Raw genomic sequence first — 24,427 nt, forward strand, 5'->3', positions numbered from 1 at the left:
TTGGGATTACTGGAAACGGCCATAACCGGACGCAAGCGCCATAACAGCCACGCAGTTGTCGTGGGCGAACTGGGCCGCGGCATTGTCGCGGGCACAATTCCCGAAGGCTCGATACTTCCGGGCGATAACGAGTTATCGTTGCGCTTTGGCGTTTCCCGTACTGTTCTGCGTGAGGCGATGAAAACGCTTGGCGCAAAACGCCTCATTGAGGCCAAGGCCAAGGTCGGTACGCGTGTTTTGGGCAGCAGTTCCTGGAACTTCTTCGATCCTGATGTACTGACATGGCGCTTTGAAGCAGGCTTCGATGAAGTCTTCGTCGATCATCTGGCCGAAATGCGTATGGCGCTGGAACCAGCGGCGGCGGCGGCGGCTGCAAAAAACGCAACCAGCGAAGAACTCGTTGAACTTTACGCGCTGGCCGCAAAATTTGACGATCCCAAGCATACACCAGAATCCATTGCCAAGGTCGATCTGGAGTTTCATCTTGCGATTGCCCGCATGTCGGGCAATCCATTTATGCGTTCGGTCAGCAGTCTGATTGAAGCAGCACTTGCTATTTCATTTCAGCTCTCTTCGCCCGCAAGCTCGCCAGAAGGTATTGCCGAATGCGCAGCCAATCACTTGCGCATCGCCCACGCAATAGCATCGCGCGACCGTCAAAAAGCACGCGCTGCGATGGAAAACGTCATCACATTTGGCGTCGAACGCATCCGTGAAGAGATATGATCACGCTTAAGATACTTTGAGGTCAAACTGCGGATCACCACGCAGCGTATTGCTGACGGTGCAGATTTCCTCAGCCATTTCCGCAAGATGATGCTTTTCATCTTCGGTGAGATCGCCGTCGAAATGGAATGTTATATCGAATCGTTCGATGCGTGACGGGCCTTCATGGGCCTTATCGCCTTTTACTTCCACCCGAACATCGTTAAGCTTTTCACGTAAATCGAGCTTGGTCGCAGCAATGCGCGCGCTTAGCGCCATACAGGCAGCAACCGATGCATAAATCAGATCGAGCGGATTAAAACCCGGCTGGCTGACACTGGTGACAATCTCTACCGTACCGCCTGTCGGCGTGGTGATCGTCGGCAGCTTGCCATGCGGCATTTCCGCGACCGCTCCGGTTTCGCGGGTTCTGACTTTCAGTTCGCTCATGGCTGAACTCTCCTGTATTCAACACCGCGCGCAAGCCAGCAGCCGACGCTCAAACCTGTAATTTCACCTTTGTCGTCGCGTCGGAAAACAAGCTTCCACTCGCCGGGCGATGGTGCATCCATCGAACGCTGAACAGGCAGCAGCCAGACATCAGACCCGACACTATAAAGCGGGTACATGTCGCTCTTGCCAAGGAACCCTTCAAACGCGCCATAGATCGCGCCACCTTCGGAAACCAGCAGCAGATCGGCATGGAGTTCATCACTATGATATCGGCCAATAATGTCCTGTTTGGCTTCGCCTTTGACACGCTTCATGCTCAAGCGCAGATTTTCAGAGGCCCGCACAAGTTCGATTGTCTCGCCATCGCGACGGATTGTTGTCACGGCTGAACGCGCTTCATTTGCACTTACCACATCCATCATTTCCGGACTGGTGCCAAAACGTGCTTTCATGCGACCGTGGCCAGCATCTTCAAGGCTCAGTACAAGCCCGGTTTCATCATCCAGCCATGAGCCGAACCATGCTGAATCAGCCTCCACCCGCGACACTTCAGATGACGATACACCCAGAGCAATATTCATCAGTTTGAAGGCAACCTCTGAAGCACCGCCTTCAAAATTGAACATGGCAATTGTGGACAGGCGTTCATCCGCGCAATGCCAGCGCTGGCAGCGCCAGCCGCGCAATGCACCACCATGACCAGTCAGACGCTTACCGCCTGTTTCGTGAAGATTGAGACCAAAACCATAAGGCGCGGCGACACCGTCTTTGAAAGTTTGCGGCCCGCTCAACCGACGATAAAGCCCGCCCTCATCGTCACGCGTTGCATCGATGAACTGCTCCCAGGCAATCATGTCATTGAGTGATGCGCAGATGCCTGCATCACCCATCCATTGAATGCGATTGGTTGCAGGCAGAAAGCCCCGAACCGTATCGCCTTCATAACCCGTACATTCGTCAAACAGCGCCGTGTCGGGAATAAGCTCGGCACGCTTCATGCCAGCGGGCGCAAATATCCGCTCAGACAGAAGATCTACCAGCGGGCGCCCGGTATGGGCTTCGATGAGGTCTGCCAAAATGCGGAAATTGCCGTTGCAATAAGAGTAATGCGAGCCCGGTTCAAAATGCGTAGTCTTGAGACGGCGCAGCAGACTTTGAGCCTGTGCAGGCAGAAACACCCCTTCCGGATCAGCACCGCACAGAACGCTCAACGCCCAATAATCGCGCAGGCCAGACTGGTTGTTGCAAAGATCGCGAACGGCGGGACGCTCATCTTCAAACTTGTCGAGATAGGCTTCAAGCGCATCATCAAGCAACTCCGGTTCTCCAACCGCGTCAAGCAGCACAGCACAGGTAAACTGCTTGCTGACCGAACAGATCGGCATCCGCGTATCGAGCGTCATGGGCGTTCGTGTGCGAAGATCCGCAAAACCCCAGGCGTGTTGCAACACAACTTCGCCGTCCTTCACGACAGCAACAACGCCGCCCGGACCTTTGTAATTTTGTGGAATATGACGCACAAAGGCTTCAAGGGCAGACGTATCAAACTTGGACATGATCGACTCAGGACTCACATAATTCAATGTTTGGTAAGAGCCATCATTTCAAACGATCAATCAAGGCCATCGCAGCGTGTGGATTGTGCGCCTTATGGCCGCTGATGACATAAAGATAGACATCACGAGCCACATTATCAGGGAGCGGCGGGGTGACGGTTTTGAGACTGTCCGGCACATCATGGCCCGACGCTATCGCTTTCGCCCGCTCTGCCCAATGGTTAAGCTCGCCCTCACTGTAACCGAGCTTCTTGTCTTCCTGTGTGCCCATGATACGCAGATAAGCAAACGGAGCAGTCATGTCGGCAATTTCAACGAATTTGCTGTCGCCCGCAATCACCACCGCAACGCCATATTCCCGCAACAACGCGATGAAATCCGGTGAGTTGAAACTATCGTGACGCACTTCAACAGCATGACGCAGATCGCGCCCATCGACACGTTTTGGCAAAAGCTTGAGAAAAGCTTCAAAGTCGACTGGATCGAATTTTTTCGTGCCCATGAACTGCCAGTTGATAACGCCGAGCTTGTTTTTCAGCTCAAGAAGACCGCCGGTCACGAATTTCTCGATACTCTCGCCTGCTTCAGCCAAAACACGTTTGTTGGTCGAAAAGCGCGGTGCTTTGAGCGAAAAAACGAAGTCATCCGGCGTTTCGTCATGCCATTTGGCAAAAGTCGCAGGCTTCTGCGGACCATAATAGGTACTGTTGATTTCGATGGAGGTCAGCTTGCTCGAAGCATATTCGAGCTGGCGTTTTTTGGAGAGCTTTTCCGGATAGAAACTCTTCTCCCACTCCTCAAAAGCCCAGCCGCCAATACCCACACGGATTTTGCCTGAATTTGTCTCACGCATTTTATCCATACCTCCACGACATGAACTCATGAGAGTTACTCATGATATTTAGGCTGTTTTCACGGCCCCCGCTATGTTGTTATCTCTAATGCGTTTGTGAGGAGGAAACAAATGTCGGAAACAAAAGATCCGATCGTTATCGCCAGTGCGGTACGAACACCGATCGGAAGTTTTCAAGGCGCGCTCAAGGGGGAGAGTGCAACAGCACTGGGCGCTGTCACAATCAAGGAAGCGGTCCGCAAGGCTCAGCTGAACCCTGATCAAATCGACGAAGTGCTTATGGGCTGTGTATTGCCTGCAGGGCTGGGACAGGCACCCGGACGTCAGGCCGCAATTCATGCTGGCCTTTCTCAACATACACCCTGCTCGACCATCAACAAGGTGTGCGGATCGGGCATGAAAACCGTCATGCTGGGCACCGATCTCATTTGCGCAGGCAGTGCGGACATTGTGGTTGCAGGCGGCATGGAAAGCATGACCAATGCGCCCTATTTGCTCGAAAAAGCGCGTGGCGGCTATCGCATGGGCCACGGCAAAATCTACGACCACATGTTTCTTGATGGCCTTGAAGACGCCTATGACAAAGGCCGCGCCATGGGAACATTCGCGGAAGAAACCGCCGATCACTACCAGTTAACGCGTCAGCAACAGGACGAATTTGCCCTCCGCTCACTTTCTCTTTCACTCAAAGCCACTGAAGCTGGTTCTTTCGCAAACGAACTGGTTTCCGTTGCAGAGCTTGACCGCGACGAGCAGCCAACCCGCGCGAAACCTGAAAAAATACCAAACCTCAAGCCAGCCTTCCGCGAAGGCGGCACAATCACTGCTGCCAATTCCTCATCAATTTCAGATGGTGCGGCATCGCTTACCCTGATGCGCCTGTCCAAAGCTGAAAAGCTTGGCATAGAACCGCTTGCCATTATTCGCGGTCACGCAAGCCATGCACAACAGCCTGCCCTTTTCACCACGGCCCCGATTTTTGCAATGCGGAAACTCTTCGACAAAACCGGCTGGAATGTCCGCGACATTGATTTGTTTGAAATCAATGAAGCTTTCGCCGTTGTTGTTATGGCTGCAATGCAGGAACTCGACCTCCCCGCCGACAAGGTGAATATCCATGGCGGTGCCTGCGCTATGGGCCATCCGATTGGCTGCTCTGGCGCACGCATCATCGTCACGCTGCTTCATGCCATGAAGCAGAACGATCTCAAGCGTGGAATGGCTTCTGTCTGCATCGGTGGCGGCGAGGCAACGGCCATTGCACTGGAAGCGCTTTAAGCGGGGGAACAAATGGATATTGAAGGAAAAATCGCCATCGTCAGTGGTGGTGCATCAGGTCTTGGTGCTGCAACTGCACAGGCTCTGGCAGCCAAGGGCGCGAAAGTTGCAATCCTCGACTTCAACATTGAGGGTGCAAATACGGTGGCAGCCGCAATTGGCGGCATCGCCATTCAATGCAACGTATCGGACGCAGCGAGTGCAGAAGCTGCCTTCAAGGCAATCGGCGAAAAGCTCGGATCACCGCATATTCTGGTCAATTGCGCGGGCGTGGCACCAGCAAAGAAAATGCTGGCACGCGATGGCAGCGTCATGCCGCTTGATGATTTCCGTCGCGCTGTTGAAATCAACCTGATTGGCTCATTCAATCTGCTGCGACTTTTTGCCGATGTCGCATCCAAAAGCGAAGCCCTGCCAACAGGCGAGCGCGGCGTTGTCATCAACACGGCGTCGGTTGCGGCCTTTGACGGCCAGATCGGTCAGACGGCCTATGCAGCGTCTAAAGGCGGTATCGTTGGCCTGACCCTGCCTGCTGCGCGTGAATTAGCGCCGCTTGGCATTCGGGTATGCGCCATCGCACCCGGTATTTTTGAAACCCCCATGCTCAAAGGCCTGCCGCAACCGGCACAGGATGCGCTGGGCCAGATGGTTCCTTTCCCCCCGCGTCTGGGTCGGCCAGACGAGTATGCGGCACTCGCGCTGCATATTATCGAAAACAGCATGCTCAACGGCGAAACCATTCGGCTCGATGGTGCGCTGCGTATGCCTCCGAAATAGAGCGCATACGCGCCAAAGTCTTTGAGACATTTTGAGAGTAGGGAAATGCACAAATCCACAACCAACTCCAACACACGCAATGGCGGTCAGATACTGGTGGATGCACTTGGCATTCATGGCGTCGACCGCGTTTTCTGCGTGCCCGGCGAAAGTTACCTTGCAGCGCTGGATGCTTTTCATGACGTCAGTGACCAGATCGATTTGATTGTCTGTCGTCAGGAAGGTGGCGCTGCTTACATGGCGGAAGCCTATGGCAAGCTCACCGGCAAGCCCGGCATCTGCTTTGTCACGCGCGGCCCCGGTGCAACCAATGCCTCCGTCGGCGTTCATACCGCCTTTCAGGATTCCACACCGATGCTTCTGTTCATCGGGCAGGTCGCAAGCGATCAGGTGGAACGTGAGGCATTTCAGGAAGTTGATTACCGCCGCATGTTCGGCCAGATGGCCAAATGGGTGGTGCAGATCGATGATCCTGCGCGTATCCCGGAACTGGTCAGTCAGGCTTTCCATCGTGCGGTCAACGGACGCCCCGGTCCTGTGGTCATCGCCCTTCCCGAAGATATGCTGACATCACATGCGACCGTCAGCGATGCACCGGCTTACAAGCATGTCGAGATGCATCCGGGAAGCGATCAGTTACAGGACATGAAAGCGCTTCTCGAAAAAGCAGAGCGACCACTGATGATCGTCGGTGGCGGCGGCTGGAATGCGCAAGCGGTCCGCGACCTGCAAACATTTGCAGAGAACATGTCGCTGCCTGTCGCAGCATCCTTCCGCTGTCAGGATATGTTCGACAATCAGCACCCGCTGTATGCTGGTGAAATGGGAACATCGATCAGCCCGAAACTTGCGGCCCGGGTTAAAGACTCGGACCTTTTGCTGGTCGTGGGCGCGCGCCTTGGTGAAATGACCACGCAGGGCTATGAGCTTATCAATATCCCTGTTCCAAAGCAGAAGCTCATCCATGTCCATCCGGGCGCGGAAGAACTGGGCCGCGTCTATCATGCGGATATCCCGATCAATGCCAGTATGGCCGCCTTCCCCAAAGCAGCTTCCAAGCTTGAGCCTATCGCCAGTCCTCGGTGGAAAGCATGGGCTGAAAGCGCCAATGCCGACTATCGCGACAATCTTAAAACGCCGACAATTCCCGGTGCCGTTCAGATGGGCGAGATCATGGAATGGCTGCGCGCACATTTGGCCGAAGACGCCATCATCACCAATGGCGCTGGCAATTATTCGGCGTGGCCGCACCGCTTCTATCAGTATCGCACCTATCGCAGCCAGCTGGCGCCCACCAACGGCTCCATGGGCTATGGCGTTCCGGCGGCAGTGGCAGCAAAACTCACCGCGCCAGAACGTACGGTCGTCTGCTTTGCTGGCGACGGCTGCTTCCTGATGAACGGTCAGGAACTCGCAACGGCTGCGCAATATGGTGCCAATGCGATTTTCATCGTCGTCAATAACGGCATGTATGGCACGATCCGTATGCATCAGGAACGTACTTATCCGGGTCGCGTTTCCGGCACTGGCCTTGCCAATCCTGACTTTGCAGCACTCGCCCGCGCCTATGGCCTGCATGGGGAAACGGTGGAAAAAACGGCCGATTTTGCTGAAGCCTTCAAGCGGTGCGAGCAATCTGGCAAGCCGGGTCTGATTGAAATCCGCATTGATCCTGAGGCGCTTTCGCCCAAGATGACGCTGAGCCAAATGCGCGAACAAGGACTGGCGAAGCAGCGCTGACAGTGTTCAATTATCGAATCTTCAGGCCGGGTTTTCGTCTCGACGAAGGCCGGGCCTAACTTCCCGGGCGTCAATTCAATCCATTTAAATGCGGAGAATACCTCTAAAATTTACAGGGTTCGCCGCGATGTCACTTATGAACAGGCTGCAATGTAGGAAATACAACTTTCGTTTGGATTAATACAATTTAGAGTAGACATTTTTACTCAAGTCGCACATAAACCGCCCGGGTTGCAATGGGAGGGGACTTTGCGAACACTTAATTTATTTATTATTGGTTTTGGCTTCAGCGCATTAATTATCACCTGTATTTACGCAATGAACGGCGGATTGATCTGAACATTAGAGCGCATCCCGAAAAGTGTGAAACGTTTTTGGGATAAGATGCGCGTTAAAACAAATCGTTAGAGCGCCGATCTGATTCAATCAGATCGAAACGCGCTCTAAAGCAGGCTCTCGCCTAAAAAATTTGCCGACGCTTCGCGCACCGCACCAAGCATAAAATCACTAATCACACGTATACGTGGTGCGGCCATCACATCGACGTGGCAATTCATCCAGTATTCGCGTTCCAGATGCAGTTCTTTAGGCAGCACAGGCATAAGATCTGGATACTGACACGCAATAAAATAAGGCAGCACACAAAGACCGTAGCCTGTCAGCGTTGCGGTAAGCTGAGCGTGAATGCTTGAGCTTTGATAATTACAACGCTGTCCGGGCAAAATCTCACGCATATAATCAAGGCCGGGCGTAAAGACCATGTCATCTATATAACCAATGAACGGATGCCGTGTCAGATCTTCACGCGTTCTGATTGGCGGGTGACAGTTCAGATAATCCCGATGCCCGTAAATAAACAGCCTGTAAGGCGTGATCCGCTCGCTGTGATAAGGCCCGGTGCGCGGCATATGAAGCGTAATGGACAGTTCCGCCTCACGCCTTGACAACGACATAATCTGCTGGATCGTCACAACTTCTACAGACAAACTGGGATAGGATTGCGCTAACACTGGCAAGCGATCCGCCAGAAAGAAATTGCCGAAGCCTTCAAGCGTAGACAATCGCACAACCCCCGATAGAGCTGAGAAACTGCCCGTCGCTTCTGTCTGGAACTTCAGAGCCTCGCGCTCCATCACTTCCGCTGGCTCTACAAACCGCTCTCCCATTGGCGTCAACAGATAACCGCGCGGATTACGTTCAAAAAGCTTGGTCGCGAGCGACTGCTCCAGACGGTCGATCCGGCGCAAAACCGTGACATGGCTGGTGCGCAATTGCCGGGCGGCTGCTGAAAGCTGGCCAGTACGCGCCACAGCCAGAAAATATTGCAGATCATCCCATGCAAACTGGCGCACCACGTCCTCCCTTTCATCATCTGTACAATTTCGAACAGATGATGTTCAAAAATTGTTATTCTTGTACGCATTTGTCAATGCTACCGTTCTGACAAACAGCCCGACGGGAGGAACAGTTCGGGCTGAAGCAGAAGAGTGTATGACCATGAGGAGGTTTGCATTCTGATCTGAAAAGACTGCTTCACAGGAGGATTCCGTCTGATTTTTTGCGACGGATATGGAGTTTTTGGGAGGAATATTGAATGAAACTTTTTGCACTTGCGACGGCTGCACTTTTTGCCGCAACCGCGATTTCATCCGCAGCAGAAATATCAGACGGCAAAGTCAAAATCGGCATTCTGAACGACCAGTCGGGCGTTTATGCTGACTTCGGCGGCAAGTGGTCTTATGAAGCTGCAAAAATGGCTGCCGAAGATTTTGGCGGTACGGTGCTGGATGCGCCAATTAAAATCATCACAGCCGATCATCAGAACAAGCCAGACGTCGCCGCCAACATCGCGCGCCAGTGGTATGACACCGAACAGGTCGATGCAATCATGGAGCTGACCAGCTCCTCAGTCGGCCTCGCCGTTCAGGCACTTTCCAAAGACAAAAAGAAAATCACCATCAATACAGGTGCCGCGACATCGGAACTCACAGGCAAGCAATGCTCGCCTTATGGCTTTCACTGGGCCTATGACACCCATGCGCTTGCCGTTGGAACCGGCGGCTCTCTCGTCGAACAGGGTGGCGATACATGGTATTTCCTGACGGCCGATTATGCCTTCGGTTATTCGTTGGAAGACCAAACATCAAAATTCGTCACGTCAAAAGGCGGTAAAGTTCTTGGCTCCGTGCGCCATCCTTTGAGCACGACAGACTATTCATCATTCCTTTTGCAGGCACAGGCTTCCGGTGCCAAGGTGGTTGGCCTCGCCAATGCTGGACTTGATACATCCAACGCGATCAAACAAGCAGCCGAATTTGGCATCGTTGCCGGCGGCCAGCGCCTTGCAGCTCTGCTGTTCACCATTGCCGAAGTGCATGGCTTGGGCCTTGATGCGGCACAGGGCCTGACGCTCACCGAGGGCTTCTATTGGGATCGCGACGATGAATCGCGCGAGTTCAGCAAGCGCTTCTTCGACCGCACTGGCCGTATGCCGAATATGATTCAGGCAGGCACTTATTCCGCCGTGCTGCAATATCTCAAAGCCATCAAGGAAGCAGGCACCGACGAGACCGAAGCCGTCGCCAAGAAGCTTCATGAGCTGCCGGTCAATGATGTTTTCGCCCGCAATGGCAAGGTCGGGCCAAATGGCCGTATGATCTATGACATGTATCTCATGGAAGTGAAAAAGCCAGACGAAAGCAAGGCTCCATGGGACTACTATAACGTACTGGCGACCATCCCCGGCGATCAGGCTTACATGAAACCTGAAGAAAGCGGCTGCTCATTGGTCACACAATAAGAGGCTGGTGGGATGAACACAGCAACCCAAAATACTACGGCTCTGCGAGAAGCAGAGCCGTTGGAGATCGTTCTTTCGGCACGTGGGCTGGGCAAGTCCTTTGGCGGCTTTCATGCGGTGAAGAATGTCGATCTGGATGTAGAGCACGCCCGCGTTCATGCTCTGATCGGGCCAAATGGTGCAGGCAAAACGACCGTTTTCAACCTGCTCACAAAATTCCTCCAGCCGACGAGCGGCGAGATTACGCTACTTGGCGAAAACATCACCAAGACCAACCCTGCCAAGGTAGCGCGGATGGGTCTGGTACGTTCGTTCCAGATTTCAGCGACATTCCCGCATCTGACGGTGTTGGAAAACGTAAAGGTCGCGCTTCAACGCCCAAGCGGTCTGGCAACACAATTCTGGCGTTCGTTATCCATGCTTGATCGGCTTGATGCAAAAGCGATTGATCTGCTGGAGCGTGTGGGTTTGGCCGATGCGCGTCATGCGCTGGCGGCCGATCTTTCCTATGGCCGCAAGCGCGCGCTTGAAATCGCCACCACACTGGCGCTCGATCCCAAAGTGCTGCTGCTCGATGAGCCAATGGCAGGCATGGGCCACGAAGACGTGCACATCATTGCCGCTCTCATCTCCGATGTAGCGAAAGATCGTGCGGTGCTGATGGTCGAACACAATCTCAAAGTGGTGGCCGACATCGCCCATCACGTCACGGTGCTGCAACGCGGCGAAATCCTTGCTTCGGGTAGTTATGCCACCGTCGCGCAAGACGAGCGCGTCCGCACCGCTTACATGGGAACCGAACATGAATAGAGGCCACCCCTTGCTTTCCGTGCGCGGGCTTAATGCCTGGTATGGCGAAAGCCATGCGCTGCACGGCGTCGATCTCGATATCTGGCCCGGTGAAACCATCACGCTTTTAGGCCGCAACGGCGTCGGCAAAACCACAACGCTGCGCGCCATCATGGGCATTATCCGCAAGCGCACCGGCACGATCACGCTTGATGGGAAAGACATTCTGCGCGTGCCGCTGCATCGCATCGCCCGTACAGGCTTAGGCTTCGTACCGGAAGAACGCGGAATCTTTGCCACGCTCAACGTGCATGAAAATCTGCTGCTGCCGCCCGTAGTCGGCAAGGGCAGCGGAGCCATGTCACTCGACGAGATTTACGAACTCTTCCCCAATCTCTATGAGCGCCGCAACAGCCCCGGCACCAAGCTCTCGGGCGGCGAACAGCAGATGCTGGCCATCGCCCGTATTCTGCGCACCGGCGTGAAGGTAATGCTGCTTGATGAGCCGACGGAAGGTCTTGCGCCCGTCATCATCCAGCGCATCGGCGATGTGCTGGTCGAACTTAAAAAGCGCGGCATGACTGTGCTTCTGGTTGAGCAGAACTTCCGCTTTGCCGCCAAGGTCGCAGACCGCTTTTATCTGATGGATCATGGTGTGGTGACGGAAAACTTCCCAACCACTGAACTGCCTTCCCGCATGGCAGAACTTACACAAGCCTTGGGGGTCTGAACCAATGACAATGATCTTCGGTATCCCTGTGCAGGCGCTTCTCGGGCAGTTGCTTGTCGGCCTCATCAACGGGTCTTTCTATGCCATGCTGAGCCTGGGCCTTGCCATCATCTTCGGGCTTTTGCGCATCATCAATTTTGCCCATGGCGCGCAATATATGCTCGGCGCATTTGTTGGCTACCTGCTGTTAAGCGGCCTTGGCATCGGCTATTGGCCAGCGCTTATTCTCGCTCCACTGATCGTGGGTCTGGGCGGCGCTATTATCGAACGCGTTGCGCTTTCAAGGCTCTATAATCTTGATCCGCTTTATGGCCTGCTGTTCACTTTTGGCTTAGCGCTCGTGATCGAAGGCACCTTCCGTTACTATTATGGTGCTGCCGGTCAGCCTTATGCTGTCCCTCCATCACTTGCAGGCGGCAATAATCTCGGCTTCATGTTCCTGCCCAACTACCGCGCATGGGTGGTGGTTGCATCACTCGTCATCTGTATCGGAACATGGCTGCTGATCGAGAAGACCAAGCTCGGCGCTTACCTTCGTGCCGCAACTGAAAACCCGACACTGGTCAAAGCCTTTGGCATCAATGTGCCACTGCTGCTTACCTTCACCTATGCGTTGGGTGCCGCCCTTGCTGGCTTTGCCGGAATTCTCGCAGCACCCATCTATCAGGTCAGCCCGCTGATGGGGTCAAACATCATCATCGTGGTCTTTGCCGTGGTGGTGGTTGGCGGCATGGGTTCGATCCTTGGCGCCATCATCACCGGCTATGTGCTGGGACTGGCAGAGGGCCTGACCAAGGTCTTCTATCCCGAAGCTTCCAGCATCGTCATCTTTGTTATCATGGCAATCGTCCTTCTTGTGCGACCCGCCGGATTGTTCGGGAAGGAGGCCTGATATGACTGACACTGTTCTCAAAGCAACGACGGCACATCATCAGGCAAAAGCGCCAGCCCTCAACAGCCTCTCGGCCATCATTCTGGCGATTACCGTGGCCGGATTGGTCGTAGCACCTTTCATGGTCTATCCGATCTTCCTGATGAAGATGCTGTGCTTTGCGCTCTTTGCCTCCGCGTTCAACCTCTTGCTCGGCTATACCGGCATTCTGTCTTTTGGCCATGCAGCCTTCTTTGGCGGCGCTGCCTATGTGACGGCTCATGCCGTCAAAGTATGGGGTGTAACGCCTGAAATTGGCATTCTGCTTGGCATGCTCGCCGCAGCAGTGCTTGGCCTTATCATCGGCTATCTCGCTATTCGTCGTCAGGGCATCTATTCGACGATGATCACGCTGGCACTGGCGCAGATGTTCTTCTTCTTCTGTCTGCAAGCGAGCTTCACCCATGGCGAAGATGGTCTTCAGGGCGTGCCACGCGGCTATCTGTTTGGCTTCATCGACCTCAACCAGCCGATGAACATGTATTATCTGGTGCTGGCACTCTTCGTAATCGGCGTCTTTGCGATCTGGCGCATCATCAATTCGCCTTTCGGCATGATCCTCAAATCGGTGCGCGAAAACGAAAACCGCGCCGTGTCGCTGGGCTATTCCGTCAATCACTACAAGCTTGCAGCCTTTGTCATGTCAGCCGCACTTGCAGGACTTGCAGGCGGCATGAAGGCGCTGGTCTTCCAGTTTGCCACCCTCACCGATGTGGGCTGGCAGATGTCGGGCGAAGTGATCCTGATGACGCTGCTGGGCGGCATCGGAACGCTGATCGGCCCAATCGTCGGTGCAGCCTTCGTGGTGGCTTTGCAGAACTATCTTGCAACCTCCGACTTCCCCGTGACAATTGTCACAGGCGTCATCTTCATGGCCTGCGTTCTGCTCTTCCGTAAAGGCATCGTCGGCGAGTTCTATGCATCGCGGCTTGGAAAGAAACTATTCGGGTAACCGATATTTTCGGAGCCGCATGATCACAAGATAGCGGCTCCACCTTTTTACTGGATATGAATCATGACCGACACCTACGATTACATCGTGGTTGGCGCGGGCACGGCAGGGTGCGCGCTTGCGAACCGGCTTTCCGCAGATAAAAACCGTTCCGTGCTGCTGCTTGAAGCAGGCGGCAAAGACAATTACGCGTGGATTCATATCCCCGTCGGCTATCTTTATTGCATCGGCAATCCGCGCACCGACTGGTGTTTTACCACCGAAGCGGAAGCAGGCCTCAATGGACGCTCGCTCGGCTATCCGCGCGGCAAGGTACTCGGTGGCTGCTCCTCCATCAATGGCATGATCTATATGCGCGGTCAGGCCCGCGATTATGATCTGTGGCGACAGGCGGGTTGCGATGGATGGGGCTGGGACGATGTGCTGCCCTTCTTCAAAAAATCGGAAGACTATTTTGAAGGCGCAAGCGAGCTGCATGGTGCGGGTGGCGAATGGCGTGTCGAAAGCGCCCGTCTGCACTGGGATATTCTGGATGCTTTTCGTGATGCAGCCATTGCTGCCGGAATTCCAGCAACCGAAGATTTCAATCGCGGTGACAATGAAGGCGTGTCCTATTTCAAGGTCAACCAGAAGCGCGGTATTCGCTGGAACACGGCCAAAGCCTTTCTGCGCCCGGCCCTTGATCGCCCGAACCTGCGCGTTGAAACCGGCGCCCATGTTCGTCGCATCGAGATCGAAGAACTGCGGGCAACCGGCGTCACTTTCGATCAGAATGGGACAACCCGAACCGTCAAAGCAAAACGCGAGATTATTCTAGCAGCAGGTGCCGTCGGCTCGCCACAGATATTGGAGCTTTCAGGCGTAGGACGTGGTGATGTGCTGCAAAAGGCAGGCATTCCGGTTAAGCTCGAACGCAAACAGCTTGGTGAAAACCTGCAGGATCATTTGCAACTGCGCTGCGCTTATAAAGTTACCGGCATTCCAACGCTCAATGAAAAGGCCAGTAAGCTTACTGGCAAAGCCATGATCGGCCTTGAATATTTCCTGCGTCGCTCCGGCCCCATGTCGATGGCACCCAGCCAGCTCGGTGTTTTCACCCGCTCGGACCCATCCTATGAAACAGCCAATCTGCAATATCACGTGCAGCCCTTGAGCCTTGAGAAATTCGGCGAAGCCGTCCACCCCTTTCCGGCCTTTACTGCATCCGTCTGCAATCTACGCCCCGACAGCCGTGGTTCGATTCATATCAAGTCCCCTGATCACCGGACCCAACCGGCCATCCAGCCGAACTATCTCGCCACCGAAAGCGACCGTCGTGTTGCAGCCGATGCTATCCGCCTCACCCGCCATATCGTGGCGCAGGCACCTTTGCAGAAATATCGCCCGGAAGAATTCAAGCCCGGACCAAGCTATCAAACACAAGAACAATTGGAAAAAGCAGCGGGCGATATTGGTACAACCATTTTCCATCCGGTCGGAACGTGTCGCATGGGGGCGGATGCAGATGCCATCGTCGATCCGCGTCTGCGCGTAAACGGCATTCAGGGACTGCGCGTGGCCGATGCCTCGATCATGCCGGGGATCACCTCCGGCAACACGAATTCACCCACTTTGATGATTGCCGAAAAGGCCGCTCAGATGATTATTTCTGACAGTTTTTAGAACCAGATTCCTGAGAGGAAGCCACACAGAAAAGACAATCCGCTCACGCGACTGTGAACGCAATTTCACAATCGCTGAATCGCGTGAAGGTGAAATTATTTTTCTTGTTTCTTGACAAATAAACGGGAATTATCGCCCCTAAGGTGGGCAGGGGGAGAAAGATCATCTCATTTGATCGCTTTCCGGGACCGGCTCTCCAAAAAACTTTAGACAAGGAAAATAAGAATGTCGTCAGTCCTTTCCCGCTACTCGCTGACCCGCCGCGCGGGTCTGAAAGCCGCCCTTTTCACGGTTGCAGCCCTCACCATTGGCTTTGCGAGCGCCCCAAGCCATGCAGAAGACAAGACCATCAAGGTCGGCATCATGGGCGGCGAAGATGAAGACGTCTGGAAAGTCGTTGCCGAAGAAGGCAAGAAGCACGGCCTCATCATCGAGCGCGTCACCTTCAACGATTACAACCAGCCCAATGAAGCGCTGGAACGCAAGGAAATCGACGCGAACGCTTTCCAGCATAAGCCTTACCTTGACGAACAGATCAAGCAGCACGACTATAAGATCAGCGTTGCAGGTTACACTGCGGTCTGGCCAATCGGCATCTATTCGCGCAAGATCAAGAGTCTTGACGAACTGAAGGAAGGCGCAGTTGTCGGTGTACCAAACGACCCTTCGAATGAAGGTCGTGCGCTCCGCGTTCTCGAAGCAAGCGGCCTCATCAAGCTGAAGCCAGAAGCAGGTATCCTTGCAACACCAATCGATATCATTGAGAACCCGAAGAACATCGAAATCAAGGAACTTGATGCCGGTGTTGTGGGTCGCTCGATTGATGATCTCGATGTCGCCATCGTGAACAATGACTGGGCTGGCAAGGCTGGCCTCAAGAAAGAAGAAGCAATCGGTTGGGAATCCAAGGAAAACAACCCATACAACAACTTCATCGCGGTTCGCACCGAAGATGCAAATGCTGATTGGGTAAAGAACCTTGTTGCTTCCTTCCAGAACGACGCAGTGAAGGCTGAGCTCGACCGCGTTTACAAAGGCACAGGCATTCCAGCCTGGAACTAATTGCTATAAGTGACTGAAAGACCGCGCCGGAAAAGCATTTCCGGCGCGGCTTTTATTGACGTAAGCGAAAAAATTGCCCAAAAGCATCCGCGCGCTCCTCAAAAGCCGCCTATGCCCTTTGGCGTCATTTTCCTTGAAGCCTCATCAAACTATTCATTCGCAGCCGCCTTGCTGCGGGATAAAAAATAGAAGAAACGACCGTGACCATTGAACAGCCACCTGCCGCATTAGCGCCCATCGTCGCCATGAAAGACGTGCGTCGAATGTTCGGTGAAACACCGGCAATCAATGGCGTCTCTCTTTCCGTCGCACGCGGCGAAATCCTCGGTATTATCGGTCGCAGTGGCGCGGGTAAATCCACACTGATCCGCTGCGTTAACGGCCTCGAAAAACCCGACAGCGGCTCAATCCTGATTGAAGGTCGCGAAATCACCGGCCTTGGTGAAGACGCGCTGCGCCCTGTACGCCGCCGCATCGGCATGGTGTTTCAGCACTTCAATCTCATGTCGGCCAAGACCGTCGCGCAGAACGTGGCCCTGCCGCTCAAGATTGCGGGTATGCCAAAAGCTCAGCGCATCAAGCGCGTGGCCGAACTGCTGGATCTCGTCGGTCTCTCCGACAAGGCAAAGCAATATCCGGCACAGCTTTCTGGTGGCCAGAAGCAGCGCGTCGGCATTGCGCGCGCACTTGCTGCCGAACCCGCTGTTCTGCTGTCTGACGAAGCCACCTCGGCGCTCGATCCTGAGACAACCCAGTCAATTCTGGCTCTGCTCAAAGATATCAACACCAAGCTTGGCCTGACCATCCTGCTCATTACCCATGAGATGGACGTCATCCGCCGCATCGCCGACCGGGTGATTGTGCTGGACCACGGCGTCATTGCTGAAGAAGGTCCGGTGTGGAAAGTCTTTGCCAATCCGCGCTCGCCCATCACACAAAGCATGTTACAGGTGCTGGAGCCGGAACTGCCTGTCGTGTGGCGCGAACGTCTTGAGAAGACCGGCGATCTCGCCATTCTTAAGGTCAAGCTCTCGGGTGCCGCTGCCAAAGGCGCATTCTTCAGCGAAGCAACACTTGCGACCGGTATTGCGCTTCAGCTGATCCATGGCGGCATGGATACCATTCAGGGCGAGCCGGTTGGAACCATGTTCATTGGCCTGCCCGCGCAGGACCAAGCAAAACTAGACGCCGCAATCGCGTATCTCAACACCCACGCAGACGCCACGGAGGTTCTCGGCTATGTCTCAGGCAATGCTTAATCTTCTCTGGCGCTCCTTCTGGGAGACCATCATCATGACCGGCTTCTCGAGCTTGATTTCGCTCGTCGTCGGTCTGCCGCTGGCACTCATCATGATTCTGACGGAACGGGGTGGCCTTGCACAAAATCTGACAATCAATGCAATTCTCGGTGCCATCATCAATGGTTTCCGGTCTGTGCCTTTCATCATTTTGTTGGTGGCACTCATTCCGGTAACGCGCTTTGTTGTCGGCACATCAATCGGCACATGGGCATCCATCGTGCCATTGTCGATTGCCGCTATTCCCTATTATGCGCGTATCGCGGAAGTGTCACTGCGCGAAGTGGATAATGGCCTCGTCGAAGCTGCCCGTTCGATGGGCGCAAACCGCTGGACAATTGTGCGTGAAGTGCTGGTGCCGGAAGCCCTTCCCGGTATTATTGCGGGCTTTACGGTGACAATCATCACGCTCATTGGCGCGTCTGCCATGGCTGGTGCCATTGGTGCGGGCGGCTTGGGCGATCTGGCAATTCGTTACGGCTATCAGCGCTTCGAAACACAGATCATGGTTGCTGTGGTGATTATTCTGATCATCATGGTCTGCGGGATTCAGTTGATCGGCGATTATCTCGTCAATCGTCTCGACAAGCGCAACCTGCGATCACGCAGCTAGAATTTGCTCAACGAGAGGGTGTTTATCCCACCCTCTTTCGAAAACCCGCTTCCAGCGTATTGCCATCGGGGTCGAAAACGAGAGCCGCATAATAGCCCATCTCTTCGGGCCCCTGATAAGCCGGTGGTCCGCTCTCCTTGCCACCGCTCTGTATAGCAGCGCGGAAGAACGCCTCTACATCGTCACGACTGCCCGCATTGAACATCAGATGAAGATAGTTGCCCGGCTTGCCATCAGGCTGGTCTGCGCCAGCTTTCTGCGCTTTGTGGATCCAAAGAAAAGGCACGGGTGCCCTCTCCCCGCCACTGACAAAAAAACCCCTATCCGAATGTGGAATAACAGCCAGCCCAAGTTTAGGCATGCAGCTTTCATAGAAAGATAAGCTGCGGCGAAGGTCTTTGCTTTGAAAGCCGATGTGATCGAAGAGCGACATAGCCATGATTATATGTCGGCTTTTCATAAAGAAAAGCGGCGCTCCCTATTTTGGGGAGCGCCACCATCATTATTCTCGAAAAAGACAGGATTAGCCGCGTGTGCGCGCAAGTCCGGATTTTGCAGGCTGATAGTTTGGATCCAGCTGCGTCGCGCGCAAATAGGAATTTGCTGCCTTTGCCTTATCACCACGCTGTTCATAAACAACCGCCTGATTAGCCCAGCTTTCAGCAACATTGCCATCAAGGGTGATCGCCGTATTGAAATCGTCAAACGCATTGTCGAGATCGCCGAGCGCCAAATAAGAAATACCACGGCCATTGTATGGTTCAGGTGCAGTCGAATTCAGTGAAATCGCTTTCGAGAAATCCTCGATCGCCTGCTTATGCTGGCCCTTGGACTGATAGATCAGACCACGATTATGGTAAGCGCGGCCGTCCGTCGTCTGCAAGGCAATCGCCTGATTGAAATCACTCAATGCCTGATCAAGACGTCCAGCCTGACGATACACATTACCGCGACCAACATAGGCCGCATCATATTGCGGATTGATCTGGATCGCGCGGCTATAGTCCTGCGCGGCCTTACCGTTGTCATTCATGTAACGATAGATCAAGGCGCGGTTGGCATAAGCCTGATAGAAATTCGGATTGAGTGCTATCGCCTGATCAAAATCGCGCAGGGCTTCCTTATAGCGTCGTGCCTTACCATAGGCTGAGCCGCGAACATTATAAGCTTCTGGATCGCGCGGATTGCTCTGAATAACGCTGGTGAGCGAGCCAATGTTCTCGGTAGACCCCTGAGCACGATCAACCGTGCTCAACGCGGTTTGTGTCGAGGAGCTTTGGCAGCCGACAAGACCAAGAGCCAAAACAGCTGTTGCAGCCATCAGGCAGTTACGGGCAACAAATTTGCCGGACGAGTGCATCACCTTAAAGCGCATTGGCAACGGCAGCATTCCTTTCTGCATGAACGAAGCGCGGGAGCGTACCCAAGCTTGCATCTACTTTGTCCCCGGCTGTTTTCAACAACCATAATGTTTGCAGTGTATAGCACAGATGAAGACCGCAGGAAGAACGCCGATCAACTCAACTGGCCAGAAGCTATGCTTCTCTTTCATATCAAGCTCAACGCCACAATAAAGGTCAGTATATGGCGGCGTGCTGACACTTCAAAACGACATGTCTTATCTCGTGAAGCACTTTCAGAGCGCATCAACAAACGTTCAGACATGCAAAAACCGGCGCGAGCCATAAGCTGCACCGGCAAGCAAAAGGCGCCACACAGGCAGCGCCAATTTCAGGTCACTTAGCGAGCTGCGGTACGACCGCCGCCGATAAGACCTTCACGCTGTGCGCGCTTACGAGCCAGCTTACGCGAACGACGAACGGCTTCTGCCTTTTCGCGGGCGCGCTTTTCAGATGGCTTTTCATAATGGCCACGCATCTTCATTTCGCGGAAGATACCTTCGCGCTGCATCTTTTTCTTAAGAGCGCGGAGAGCCTGATCAACATTGTTATCGCGGACGAGTACCTGCACGTGTAATCCCGTATCGGTTAGAATTTCGATTGAGCCTGAGGCATTAAGGGCGTCTCTTAACGATGTTCAGCTGATAGAGTCAACTGTCTATACGCCCAAAGGCTCCCAAGCTTCGCAACATAAACGCTGCAAATTGGGGCTGGCATTACCAGATAGCCTAGCTTTTGTCCACCTCAAGATAAGACTTTGCCCGGTAATGGGCATAAATAATGGCTTCACGACAAATTATAGTGACGAAATCACACCATATCGGCTAGAGAGCCTCCACTTTCCGCACAATTCAGCCTCATTGCTCAATCATAGCAAAAAACGGTTCAAACACCGCTCTATCCCCAATCATTGATTCCTTCTGTCGAGATTTATGTCTTTTCGCAAACGACTCGTTATTCAGTTCACAGGCTATGAAGGCCTGCATCCCAAAGCCGTCCGCGTGCGCCATGCGCAGGCGCTGAAGGATTTCGACCGTTTGTGGCATGCGAAGACCAAATTGCCGCCGATGAAAGACGAGCCGGATGATTGCGGAACATTCACCGCAACGACTCACGGCAATGGCTGGCAAACAGAAACTGAGTTCTGCCAGTTTGGCACCGCAGACATCTTTGACGATTACGCAGCACGTTCCACGCCTAAGCGCATGCTAACGGGCTTCCGCGCCTTCATGAACATTTTATTCACAGGCACCCTGCTTCGCTATCTCACGACAAGCTGGCGTTTTGTAATGTTCTTCCTGTGGCCATTTCTGTTGTCGATTGTGATTATCGCAATCGCAGCGCTTATTGCCTATGCGCCGATATTTGCGGGTTTCCCGGTCTGGAACCTCGTTTGGTCACTGCCCATCGCGGCTGTGGTTGCAACCTTGCTCGTGCGCTGGCCGGGCGACCGATTCTTTATGTCCTATCTGCTGGATGACTGGTCTGCAGCCTATGACCGTATTTATGGTCGCAATGATAAGCTCAATGCGCGACGCAAAGCTTTCGCAGAAGCTTTGAAGAAGAAAATAGAAGAAAGCAACGCCGATGAAGTCGTTATCGTCGGCCACAGCCTCGGCACCGTTCCCGCCGTCGAAGCGCTTGCAGACCTTCAGCGCCAACGCCCGGACCTACTCAAAAAGCAGCCCGTATCGATGCTTGCCATCGGCTCGTGCCTGCTGATGATTGCACTGCATCCAAAAGCAAAAGCGTTGCGCGAAGATGTGCGTGTTGTGATGGAAGACAGTCCGGTTCTTTGGTCCGAATTTCAGGTTCTTACCGATATTATCCATTTTTATGGCTCGGATCCGGCAAAAGCCCTTAAGATCAAGACGCAAAACCCGCCACTTATCCACCGCATCCGCTTCAAGAATGTGCATAGCGAGAACCGCTACAAGCGCTCGAAGGGCAATTTCTTCCTGATGCACCTGCTTTACATGCGCGGTGCCGAAAAGAAGAACTTCTATGATTTTGGCATGTTCCTACATGGGCCATTTTTCTTCCGTGACTTGATGACGACGCATCAAGACAAAGCCGCCCCTCTTGATGAAGAAGGACGGCTCTTCGTTTCATAATGAGCGAAACTGTTATCCGCGAACGGGCTCAACCACAGCAATGGTGAGCCAGGTTGCAGTCAGAGCTGGCTTGACCATATTTTCGACTTCCAGCGTCACTTCGTAATGGTTCACGACGCGGCCCGATGGACGAATATCGGCATCTGCGAGCTTAAAACGGGCACGAACACGCGCACCGGTCTTCACCGGCGACATGAACCGCACTTTGTCAAAGCCGTAATTGATGCCCATTGTTGCACCTTCAAGCATTGGAAGTGCTTCAAATGCCAGCGTCGAAAGCAGCGACAGGGTCAAAAAGCCGTGCGCAATCGTGCCGCCAAAAGGCGTTTCCTTGGCTGCACGCTCTGGATCGACGTGAATGAACTGATGATCATCCGTTGCATCCGCAAACTGATTGATCATTTCCTGCGTGACTTCGCGCCACTCGGAACATCCGATTTCCGTACCGATCGCCTCGCGCAACTGGTCGAGCGTAATTGCGTCTTTCATTCCATGAAACTTTCTGCTGAACTGATACTCAGTTGTTATCTATTAAGAACACAACAGCAAGGCCGTTAATCAGGCAGTAACCAATATTTCACGGGCAATGTTGTCCCAATGATCAAAAACTCTGTGGGCACCCTTGGATGATAAGCGTTCAGCATGACCTTCATAGGTATGTCCGCCGCCCGTATAGCCAAAAGCCGTCATACCAGCCGCAATTGCACCTTCAACACCAAAAGGCGAATCTTCGATCACCACACAGCGCGCCGGATCGACACCCATCTTATCGGCAGCAAACAGAAACAAGTCTGGCGCAGGCTTCCCGCGCTTGACCATGCTGGATGAATAAACGGCATCACCAAAATATTGGCTGATCCCGGTCTTCTCGAGACTGAAGGCAATACGCTCTGGCTGCGAAGAAGAAGCCACGCAACGTTTGTTGGGCAGCACTTTCAGGAAGTCTGCAATACCAACCGCTGGCTGCAAATGCTCCGCAAATAAATCGCGCGTAATCGGCCAAAAATCATTGGCAGCACCTTCCGGCAATCGATGCCCGGTCATGCCTTCAATCATCGTTACAATGTCAGCAACCTTCATGCCAATGCCTTTAGCGACCGTTCCTTCCGGCAATGGCATGCCATGATTTGCATAGACTTGCTCAAAGGCGCGACAGGAAAGCGGTTCGCTATCGACGAGAACACCATCGCAATCAAAGATAACGAGGTCGAAGGGGGATGCGTTGCTCATGAGAACTCCGGTAGAATGCGTATTTTGTCGCGCCGATTTGAGATGCGCATGTTTCGTTGTTGATATAGAGACTGTTCGTCGATTGCGCATCATAACAATTGAAGCGTGACAAAAATTATCGCGGAGACCCTTATGACAACGAATGTGGCACTGGTTGGACTGGCGCGGGACTTACAAGCGCGCGCTGAGACAGGCAAACCCATCCGCATCGGTCTTATTGGCGCTGGCGAAATGGGAACCGACATCGTCACGCAGGTCGCCCGTATGCCCGGCATCGAGGTCGGCGCTCTTTCCGCCCGTCGTCTGCCGAACACTTTCAAGGCTGTCCGCACCGCCTATGGCGATGAAGAAAATGCGCGTGAGGCCAATACTGAAAGCGCTATGACCAGCGCAATCGAAAGCGGCAAAATCGCCGTCACCGGCGATAATGATCTGATCCTCTCCAATCCGCTGATCGACGTCATCATCGATGCAACAGGCATTCCGGAAGTCGGTGCTGAAACCGGCATCAAAGCAATTGAGCACGGCAAGCATCTTGTCATGATGAATGTCGAAGCCGATGTCACCATCGGGCCTTACCTCAAGGCACAGGCCGACAAGCAGGGCGTCATTTATTCGCTGGGCGCAGGTGACGAGCCTTCATCCTGCATGGAACTGATCGAATTTGTCTCAGCCCTTGGCTATGAAGTGGTCTCTGCTGGCAAGGGCAAGAACAACCCTCTCAATTTTGATGCCATCCCTGACGACTATCAGGAAGAGGCCGACCGCCGAAACATGAATGTCCGCCTGCTGGTGGAATTCATTGACGGCTCAAAAACCATGGTCGAAATGGCCGCGATTGCCAATGCGACTGGCCTTGTCCCGGATATTGCTGGCATGCATGGCCCTCGCGCCAGCGTCGATCAGTTGAGCCAAACCCTTATCCCACAAGCCGATGGCGGCGTTCTCAGCAAGAGCGGCGTTGTGGACTATTCCATTGGTAAAGGCGTTTCGCCCGGCGTGTTCGTTGTGGCCAAGATGGACCACCCTCGCCTGAATGAGCGCCTTGAAGATCTGAAGATCGGTAAAGGCCCCTATTTCACCTTCCACCGTCCATACCACCTCACATCGCTTGAAGTGCCGCTGACAGTCGCACGCGCGGTTCTATATGGAAAATCCGATATGGTGCCGCTGCCAAAGCCGGTTGCAGAAGTCTGCGCAGTCGCAAAGAAAGACATGCAGCCCGGCGAAAAGCTCGATGCCATTGGACAATATTGCTACCGTTCATGGATCATGACGACACCGGAAGCACGCGCCGCGAAAGCCATTCCTTGCGGCTTGCTGCAAAACGGAACAGTCACTGCACCAATCAAAAAGGGTGAACTCATCACCTATGCCAATGCAGCACCGCAGCCCGGCTCCAAGATTGCCGAGTTGCGCGCATTGCAGGACAAGATGATATACGGCTGATCTAACTTGTTCGATTACAATAAAAGGGCGGCTCG

24 protein-coding genes are annotated in these 24,427 nt (G+C 53.8%); 15 read left to right on the forward strand and 9 right to left on the reverse strand.

Translation table 11 applies throughout. From position 1 onward, the window contains the following. Window positions 1-726, forward strand: coding sequence for a FadR/GntR family transcriptional regulator (locus U2P60_RS18080; RefSeq protein WP_413573599.1), 726 nt, complete (start codon window positions 1-3; stop codon window positions 724-726). A 6-nt stretch (window positions 727-732) separates the two neighbouring features. On the opposite strand, the gene U2P60_RS18085 is transcribed toward U2P60_RS18080, so the two are convergent. The 3 genes from U2P60_RS18085 to U2P60_RS18095 are packed head-to-tail and all read right to left on the reverse strand — an operon-like array spanning window position 733 to window position 3,567. Then, window positions 733-1,155: an OsmC family protein gene (locus U2P60_RS18085; protein ID WP_313826987.1), complete on the reverse strand. Its 423-nt coding sequence runs from the start codon at window positions 1,153-1,155 to the stop codon at window positions 733-735. Then, a complete protein-coding gene (locus tag U2P60_RS18090) occupies window positions 1,152-2,714 on the reverse strand; it encodes a D-aminopeptidase (protein ID WP_413573601.1) in 1,563 nt (520 codons plus the stop codon). The genes U2P60_RS18085 and U2P60_RS18090 overlap by 4 nt, the downstream gene beginning before the upstream one ends. Window positions 2,715-2,757: 43 nt before the next feature. Further along, complete coding sequence (locus U2P60_RS18095) at window positions 2,758-3,567, reverse strand: DUF72 domain-containing protein (RefSeq protein WP_413573603.1); 810 nt, start codon at window positions 3,565-3,567, stop codon at window positions 2,758-2,760. 111 nt (window positions 3,568-3,678) lie between these two features. Between U2P60_RS18095 and U2P60_RS18100 the strand changes: the two genes are divergently transcribed. From U2P60_RS18100 to U2P60_RS18110, 3 genes are read left to right on the forward strand one after another with little or no spacing between them, the layout of a single operon-like run. Further along, the gene (locus U2P60_RS18100; RefSeq protein ID WP_413573604.1) at window positions 3,679-4,845 is read left to right on the forward strand and encodes an acetyl-CoA C-acyltransferase; all 1,167 of its coding nucleotides are present in this window, start codon (window positions 3,679-3,681) and stop codon (window positions 4,843-4,845) included. A 12-nt stretch (window positions 4,846-4,857) separates the two neighbouring features. Then, window positions 4,858-5,622 carry an SDR family oxidoreductase gene (locus tag U2P60_RS18105; protein WP_413573605.1) on the forward strand — a complete coding sequence of 255 codons (765 nt, stop codon included), beginning with the start codon at window positions 4,858-4,860 and terminating at the stop codon, window positions 5,620-5,622. A 45-nt stretch (window positions 5,623-5,667) separates the two neighbouring features. Continuing rightward, window positions 5,668-7,362, forward strand: coding sequence for a thiamine pyrophosphate-binding protein (locus U2P60_RS18110; protein WP_413573606.1), 1,695 nt, complete (start codon window positions 5,668-5,670; stop codon window positions 7,360-7,362). A 443-nt stretch (window positions 7,363-7,805) separates the two neighbouring features. Here U2P60_RS18110 and U2P60_RS18115 read toward each other — a convergent pair whose 3' ends face one another. Beyond that, on the reverse strand, window positions 7,806-8,714 hold the full coding sequence (locus tag U2P60_RS18115; RefSeq protein WP_413573608.1) for a LysR family transcriptional regulator: 909 nt from the start codon (window positions 8,712-8,714) through the stop codon (window positions 7,806-7,808). 242 nt (window positions 8,715-8,956) lie between these two features. On the opposite strand from U2P60_RS18115, the gene U2P60_RS18120 reads away from it, so the two are divergent. The 9 genes from U2P60_RS18120 to U2P60_RS18160 all read left to right on the forward strand — a co-directional run bounded on the left by U2P60_RS18120 (window position 8,957) and on the right by U2P60_RS18160 (window position 18,199). Next, window positions 8,957-10,162, forward strand: a complete 1,206-nt coding sequence (locus tag U2P60_RS18120; RefSeq protein WP_413573609.1) for an ABC transporter substrate-binding protein — start codon at window positions 8,957-8,959, stop codon at window positions 10,160-10,162. Window positions 10,163-10,174: 12 nt separating this feature from the next. Further along, a complete protein-coding gene (locus U2P60_RS18125) occupies window positions 10,175-10,972 on the forward strand; it encodes an ABC transporter ATP-binding protein (protein ID WP_313827003.1) in 798 nt (265 codons plus the stop codon). Beyond that, window positions 10,965-11,681: an ABC transporter ATP-binding protein gene (locus U2P60_RS18130; RefSeq protein WP_413573611.1), complete on the forward strand. Its 717-nt coding sequence runs from the start codon at window positions 10,965-10,967 to the stop codon at window positions 11,679-11,681. The genes U2P60_RS18125 and U2P60_RS18130 overlap by 8 nt, the downstream gene beginning before the upstream one ends. 4 nt (window positions 11,682-11,685) lie before the next feature. Beyond that, entirely contained in the window at window positions 11,686-12,573 is an 888-nt protein-coding gene (locus U2P60_RS18135) for a branched-chain amino acid ABC transporter permease (RefSeq protein WP_313827007.1), read from the forward strand. Window position 12,574: 1 nt separating this feature from the next. Further along, a complete protein-coding gene (locus tag U2P60_RS18140) occupies window positions 12,575-13,564 on the forward strand; it encodes a branched-chain amino acid ABC transporter permease (protein ID WP_413573613.1) in 990 nt (329 codons plus the stop codon). A gap of 63 nt (window positions 13,565-13,627) precedes the next feature. Next, window positions 13,628-15,226 carry a GMC family oxidoreductase gene (locus U2P60_RS18145; protein ID WP_413573615.1) on the forward strand — a complete coding sequence of 533 codons (1,599 nt, stop codon included), beginning with the start codon at window positions 13,628-13,630 and terminating at the stop codon, window positions 15,224-15,226. A gap of 225 nt (window positions 15,227-15,451) precedes the next feature. Beyond that, entirely contained in the window at window positions 15,452-16,288 is an 837-nt protein-coding gene (locus tag U2P60_RS18150) for a MetQ/NlpA family ABC transporter substrate-binding protein (protein ID WP_413573617.1), read from the forward strand. A 200-nt stretch (window positions 16,289-16,488) separates the two neighbouring features. Continuing rightward, a complete protein-coding gene (locus U2P60_RS18155) occupies window positions 16,489-17,547 on the forward strand; it encodes a methionine ABC transporter ATP-binding protein (RefSeq protein WP_313827012.1) in 1,059 nt (352 codons plus the stop codon). Next, a complete protein-coding gene (locus U2P60_RS18160; RefSeq protein ID WP_313827013.1) occupies window positions 17,528-18,199 on the forward strand; it encodes a methionine ABC transporter permease in 672 nt (223 codons plus the stop codon). Before U2P60_RS18155 ends, U2P60_RS18160 begins: the two co-directional genes overlap by 20 nt. 22 nt (window positions 18,200-18,221) lie before the next feature. On the opposite strand, the gene U2P60_RS18165 is transcribed toward U2P60_RS18160, so the two are convergent. From U2P60_RS18165 to rpsU, 3 genes are all read right to left on the reverse strand, one after another. Next, complete coding sequence (locus U2P60_RS18165; protein WP_313828536.1) at window positions 18,222-18,632, reverse strand: VOC family protein; 411 nt, start codon at window positions 18,630-18,632, stop codon at window positions 18,222-18,224. A 90-nt stretch (window positions 18,633-18,722) separates the two neighbouring features. Continuing rightward, window positions 18,723-19,589, reverse strand: a complete 867-nt coding sequence (locus U2P60_RS18170) for a tetratricopeptide repeat protein (protein WP_313828537.1) — start codon at window positions 19,587-19,589, stop codon at window positions 18,723-18,725. A gap of 350 nt (window positions 19,590-19,939) precedes the next feature. Beyond that, entirely contained in the window at window positions 19,940-20,170 is a 231-nt protein-coding gene (gene rpsU / locus U2P60_RS18175) for a 30S ribosomal protein S21 (protein ID WP_187544203.1), read from the reverse strand. Between the two features lie 361 nt (window positions 20,171-20,531). Between rpsU and U2P60_RS18180 the strand changes: the two genes are divergently transcribed. Further along, window positions 20,532-21,713 (forward strand): alpha/beta hydrolase, encoded by a 1,182-nt coding sequence (locus U2P60_RS18180; RefSeq protein WP_413573620.1) that lies wholly within the window; start codon window positions 20,532-20,534, stop codon window positions 21,711-21,713. Window positions 21,714-21,725: 12 nt separating this feature from the next. Here the strand turns inward: U2P60_RS18180 and U2P60_RS18185 are convergent, their stop codons facing one another. Together U2P60_RS18185 and U2P60_RS18190 are read right to left on the reverse strand one after the other, a co-directional pair. Beyond that, window positions 21,726-22,202, reverse strand: a complete 477-nt coding sequence (locus U2P60_RS18185) for a MaoC family dehydratase (RefSeq protein WP_313827014.1) — start codon at window positions 22,200-22,202, stop codon at window positions 21,726-21,728. A 69-nt stretch (window positions 22,203-22,271) separates the two neighbouring features. Next, entirely contained in the window at window positions 22,272-22,943 is a 672-nt protein-coding gene (locus U2P60_RS18190) for an HAD family hydrolase (RefSeq protein WP_413573622.1), read from the reverse strand. Between the two features lie 132 nt (window positions 22,944-23,075). Here U2P60_RS18190 and U2P60_RS18195 point away from each other — a divergent pair, with 132 nt between their 5' ends. Then, window positions 23,076-24,392: a 1-deoxy-D-ribulose 5-phosphate reductoisomerase gene (locus U2P60_RS18195; protein WP_413573624.1), complete on the forward strand. Its 1,317-nt coding sequence runs from the start codon at window positions 23,076-23,078 to the stop codon at window positions 24,390-24,392. Window positions 24,393-24,427 lie beyond the last annotated feature (35 nt).

Source organism: Brucella sp. H1_1004, from assembly GCF_047308065.1.
In the GTDB taxonomy this organism is placed as follows: domain Bacteria; phylum Pseudomonadota; class Alphaproteobacteria; order Rhizobiales; family Rhizobiaceae; genus Brucella; species Brucella pseudogrignonensis_B.

Coding starts and splice junctions, on each gene's coding strand:
- U2P60_RS18085 (WP_313826987.1), bottom strand. CDS start 1,155: ATGAGCGAACTGAAAGTCAGAACCCGCGAAACCGGAGCGGTCGCGGAA.
- U2P60_RS18090 (WP_413573601.1), bottom strand. CDS start 2,714: ATGTCCAAGTTTGATACGTCTGCCCTTGAAGCCTTTGTGCGTCATATT.
- U2P60_RS18095 (WP_413573603.1), bottom strand. CDS start 3,567: ATGCGTGAGACAAATTCAGGCAAAATCCGTGTGGGTATTGGCGGCTGG.
- U2P60_RS18100 (WP_413573604.1), top strand. CDS start 3,679: ATGTCGGAAACAAAAGATCCGATCGTTATCGCCAGTGCGGTACGAACA.
- U2P60_RS18105 (WP_413573605.1), top strand. CDS start 4,858: ATGGATATTGAAGGAAAAATCGCCATCGTCAGTGGTGGTGCATCAGGT.
- U2P60_RS18110 (WP_413573606.1), top strand. CDS start 5,668: ATGCACAAATCCACAACCAACTCCAACACACGCAATGGCGGTCAGATA.
- U2P60_RS18120 (WP_413573609.1), top strand. CDS start 8,957: ATGAAACTTTTTGCACTTGCGACGGCTGCACTTTTTGCCGCAACCGCG.
- U2P60_RS18125 (WP_313827003.1), top strand. CDS start 10,175: ATGAACACAGCAACCCAAAATACTACGGCTCTGCGAGAAGCAGAGCCG.
- U2P60_RS18130 (WP_413573611.1), top strand. CDS start 10,965: ATGAATAGAGGCCACCCCTTGCTTTCCGTGCGCGGGCTTAATGCCTGG.
- U2P60_RS18135 (WP_313827007.1), top strand. CDS start 11,686: ATGACAATGATCTTCGGTATCCCTGTGCAGGCGCTTCTCGGGCAGTTG.
- U2P60_RS18140 (WP_413573613.1), top strand. CDS start 12,575: ATGACTGACACTGTTCTCAAAGCAACGACGGCACATCATCAGGCAAAA.
- U2P60_RS18145 (WP_413573615.1), top strand. CDS start 13,628: ATGACCGACACCTACGATTACATCGTGGTTGGCGCGGGCACGGCAGGG.
- U2P60_RS18150 (WP_413573617.1), top strand. CDS start 15,452: ATGTCGTCAGTCCTTTCCCGCTACTCGCTGACCCGCCGCGCGGGTCTG.
- U2P60_RS18160 (WP_313827013.1), top strand. CDS start 17,528: ATGTCTCAGGCAATGCTTAATCTTCTCTGGCGCTCCTTCTGGGAGACC.
- U2P60_RS18165 (WP_313828536.1), bottom strand. CDS start 18,632: ATGTCGCTCTTCGATCACATCGGCTTTCAAAGCAAAGACCTTCGCCGC.
- U2P60_RS18170 (WP_313828537.1), bottom strand. CDS start 19,589: ATGCTGCCGTTGCCAATGCGCTTTAAGGTGATGCACTCGTCCGGCAAA.
- U2P60_RS18180 (WP_413573620.1), top strand. CDS start 20,532: ATGTCTTTTCGCAAACGACTCGTTATTCAGTTCACAGGCTATGAAGGC.
- U2P60_RS18185 (WP_313827014.1), bottom strand. CDS start 22,202: ATGAAAGACGCAATTACGCTCGACCAGTTGCGCGAGGCGATCGGTACG.
- U2P60_RS18190 (WP_413573622.1), bottom strand. CDS start 22,943: ATGAGCAACGCATCCCCCTTCGACCTCGTTATCTTTGATTGCGATGGT.
- U2P60_RS18195 (WP_413573624.1), top strand. CDS start 23,076: ATGACAACGAATGTGGCACTGGTTGGACTGGCGCGGGACTTACAAGCG.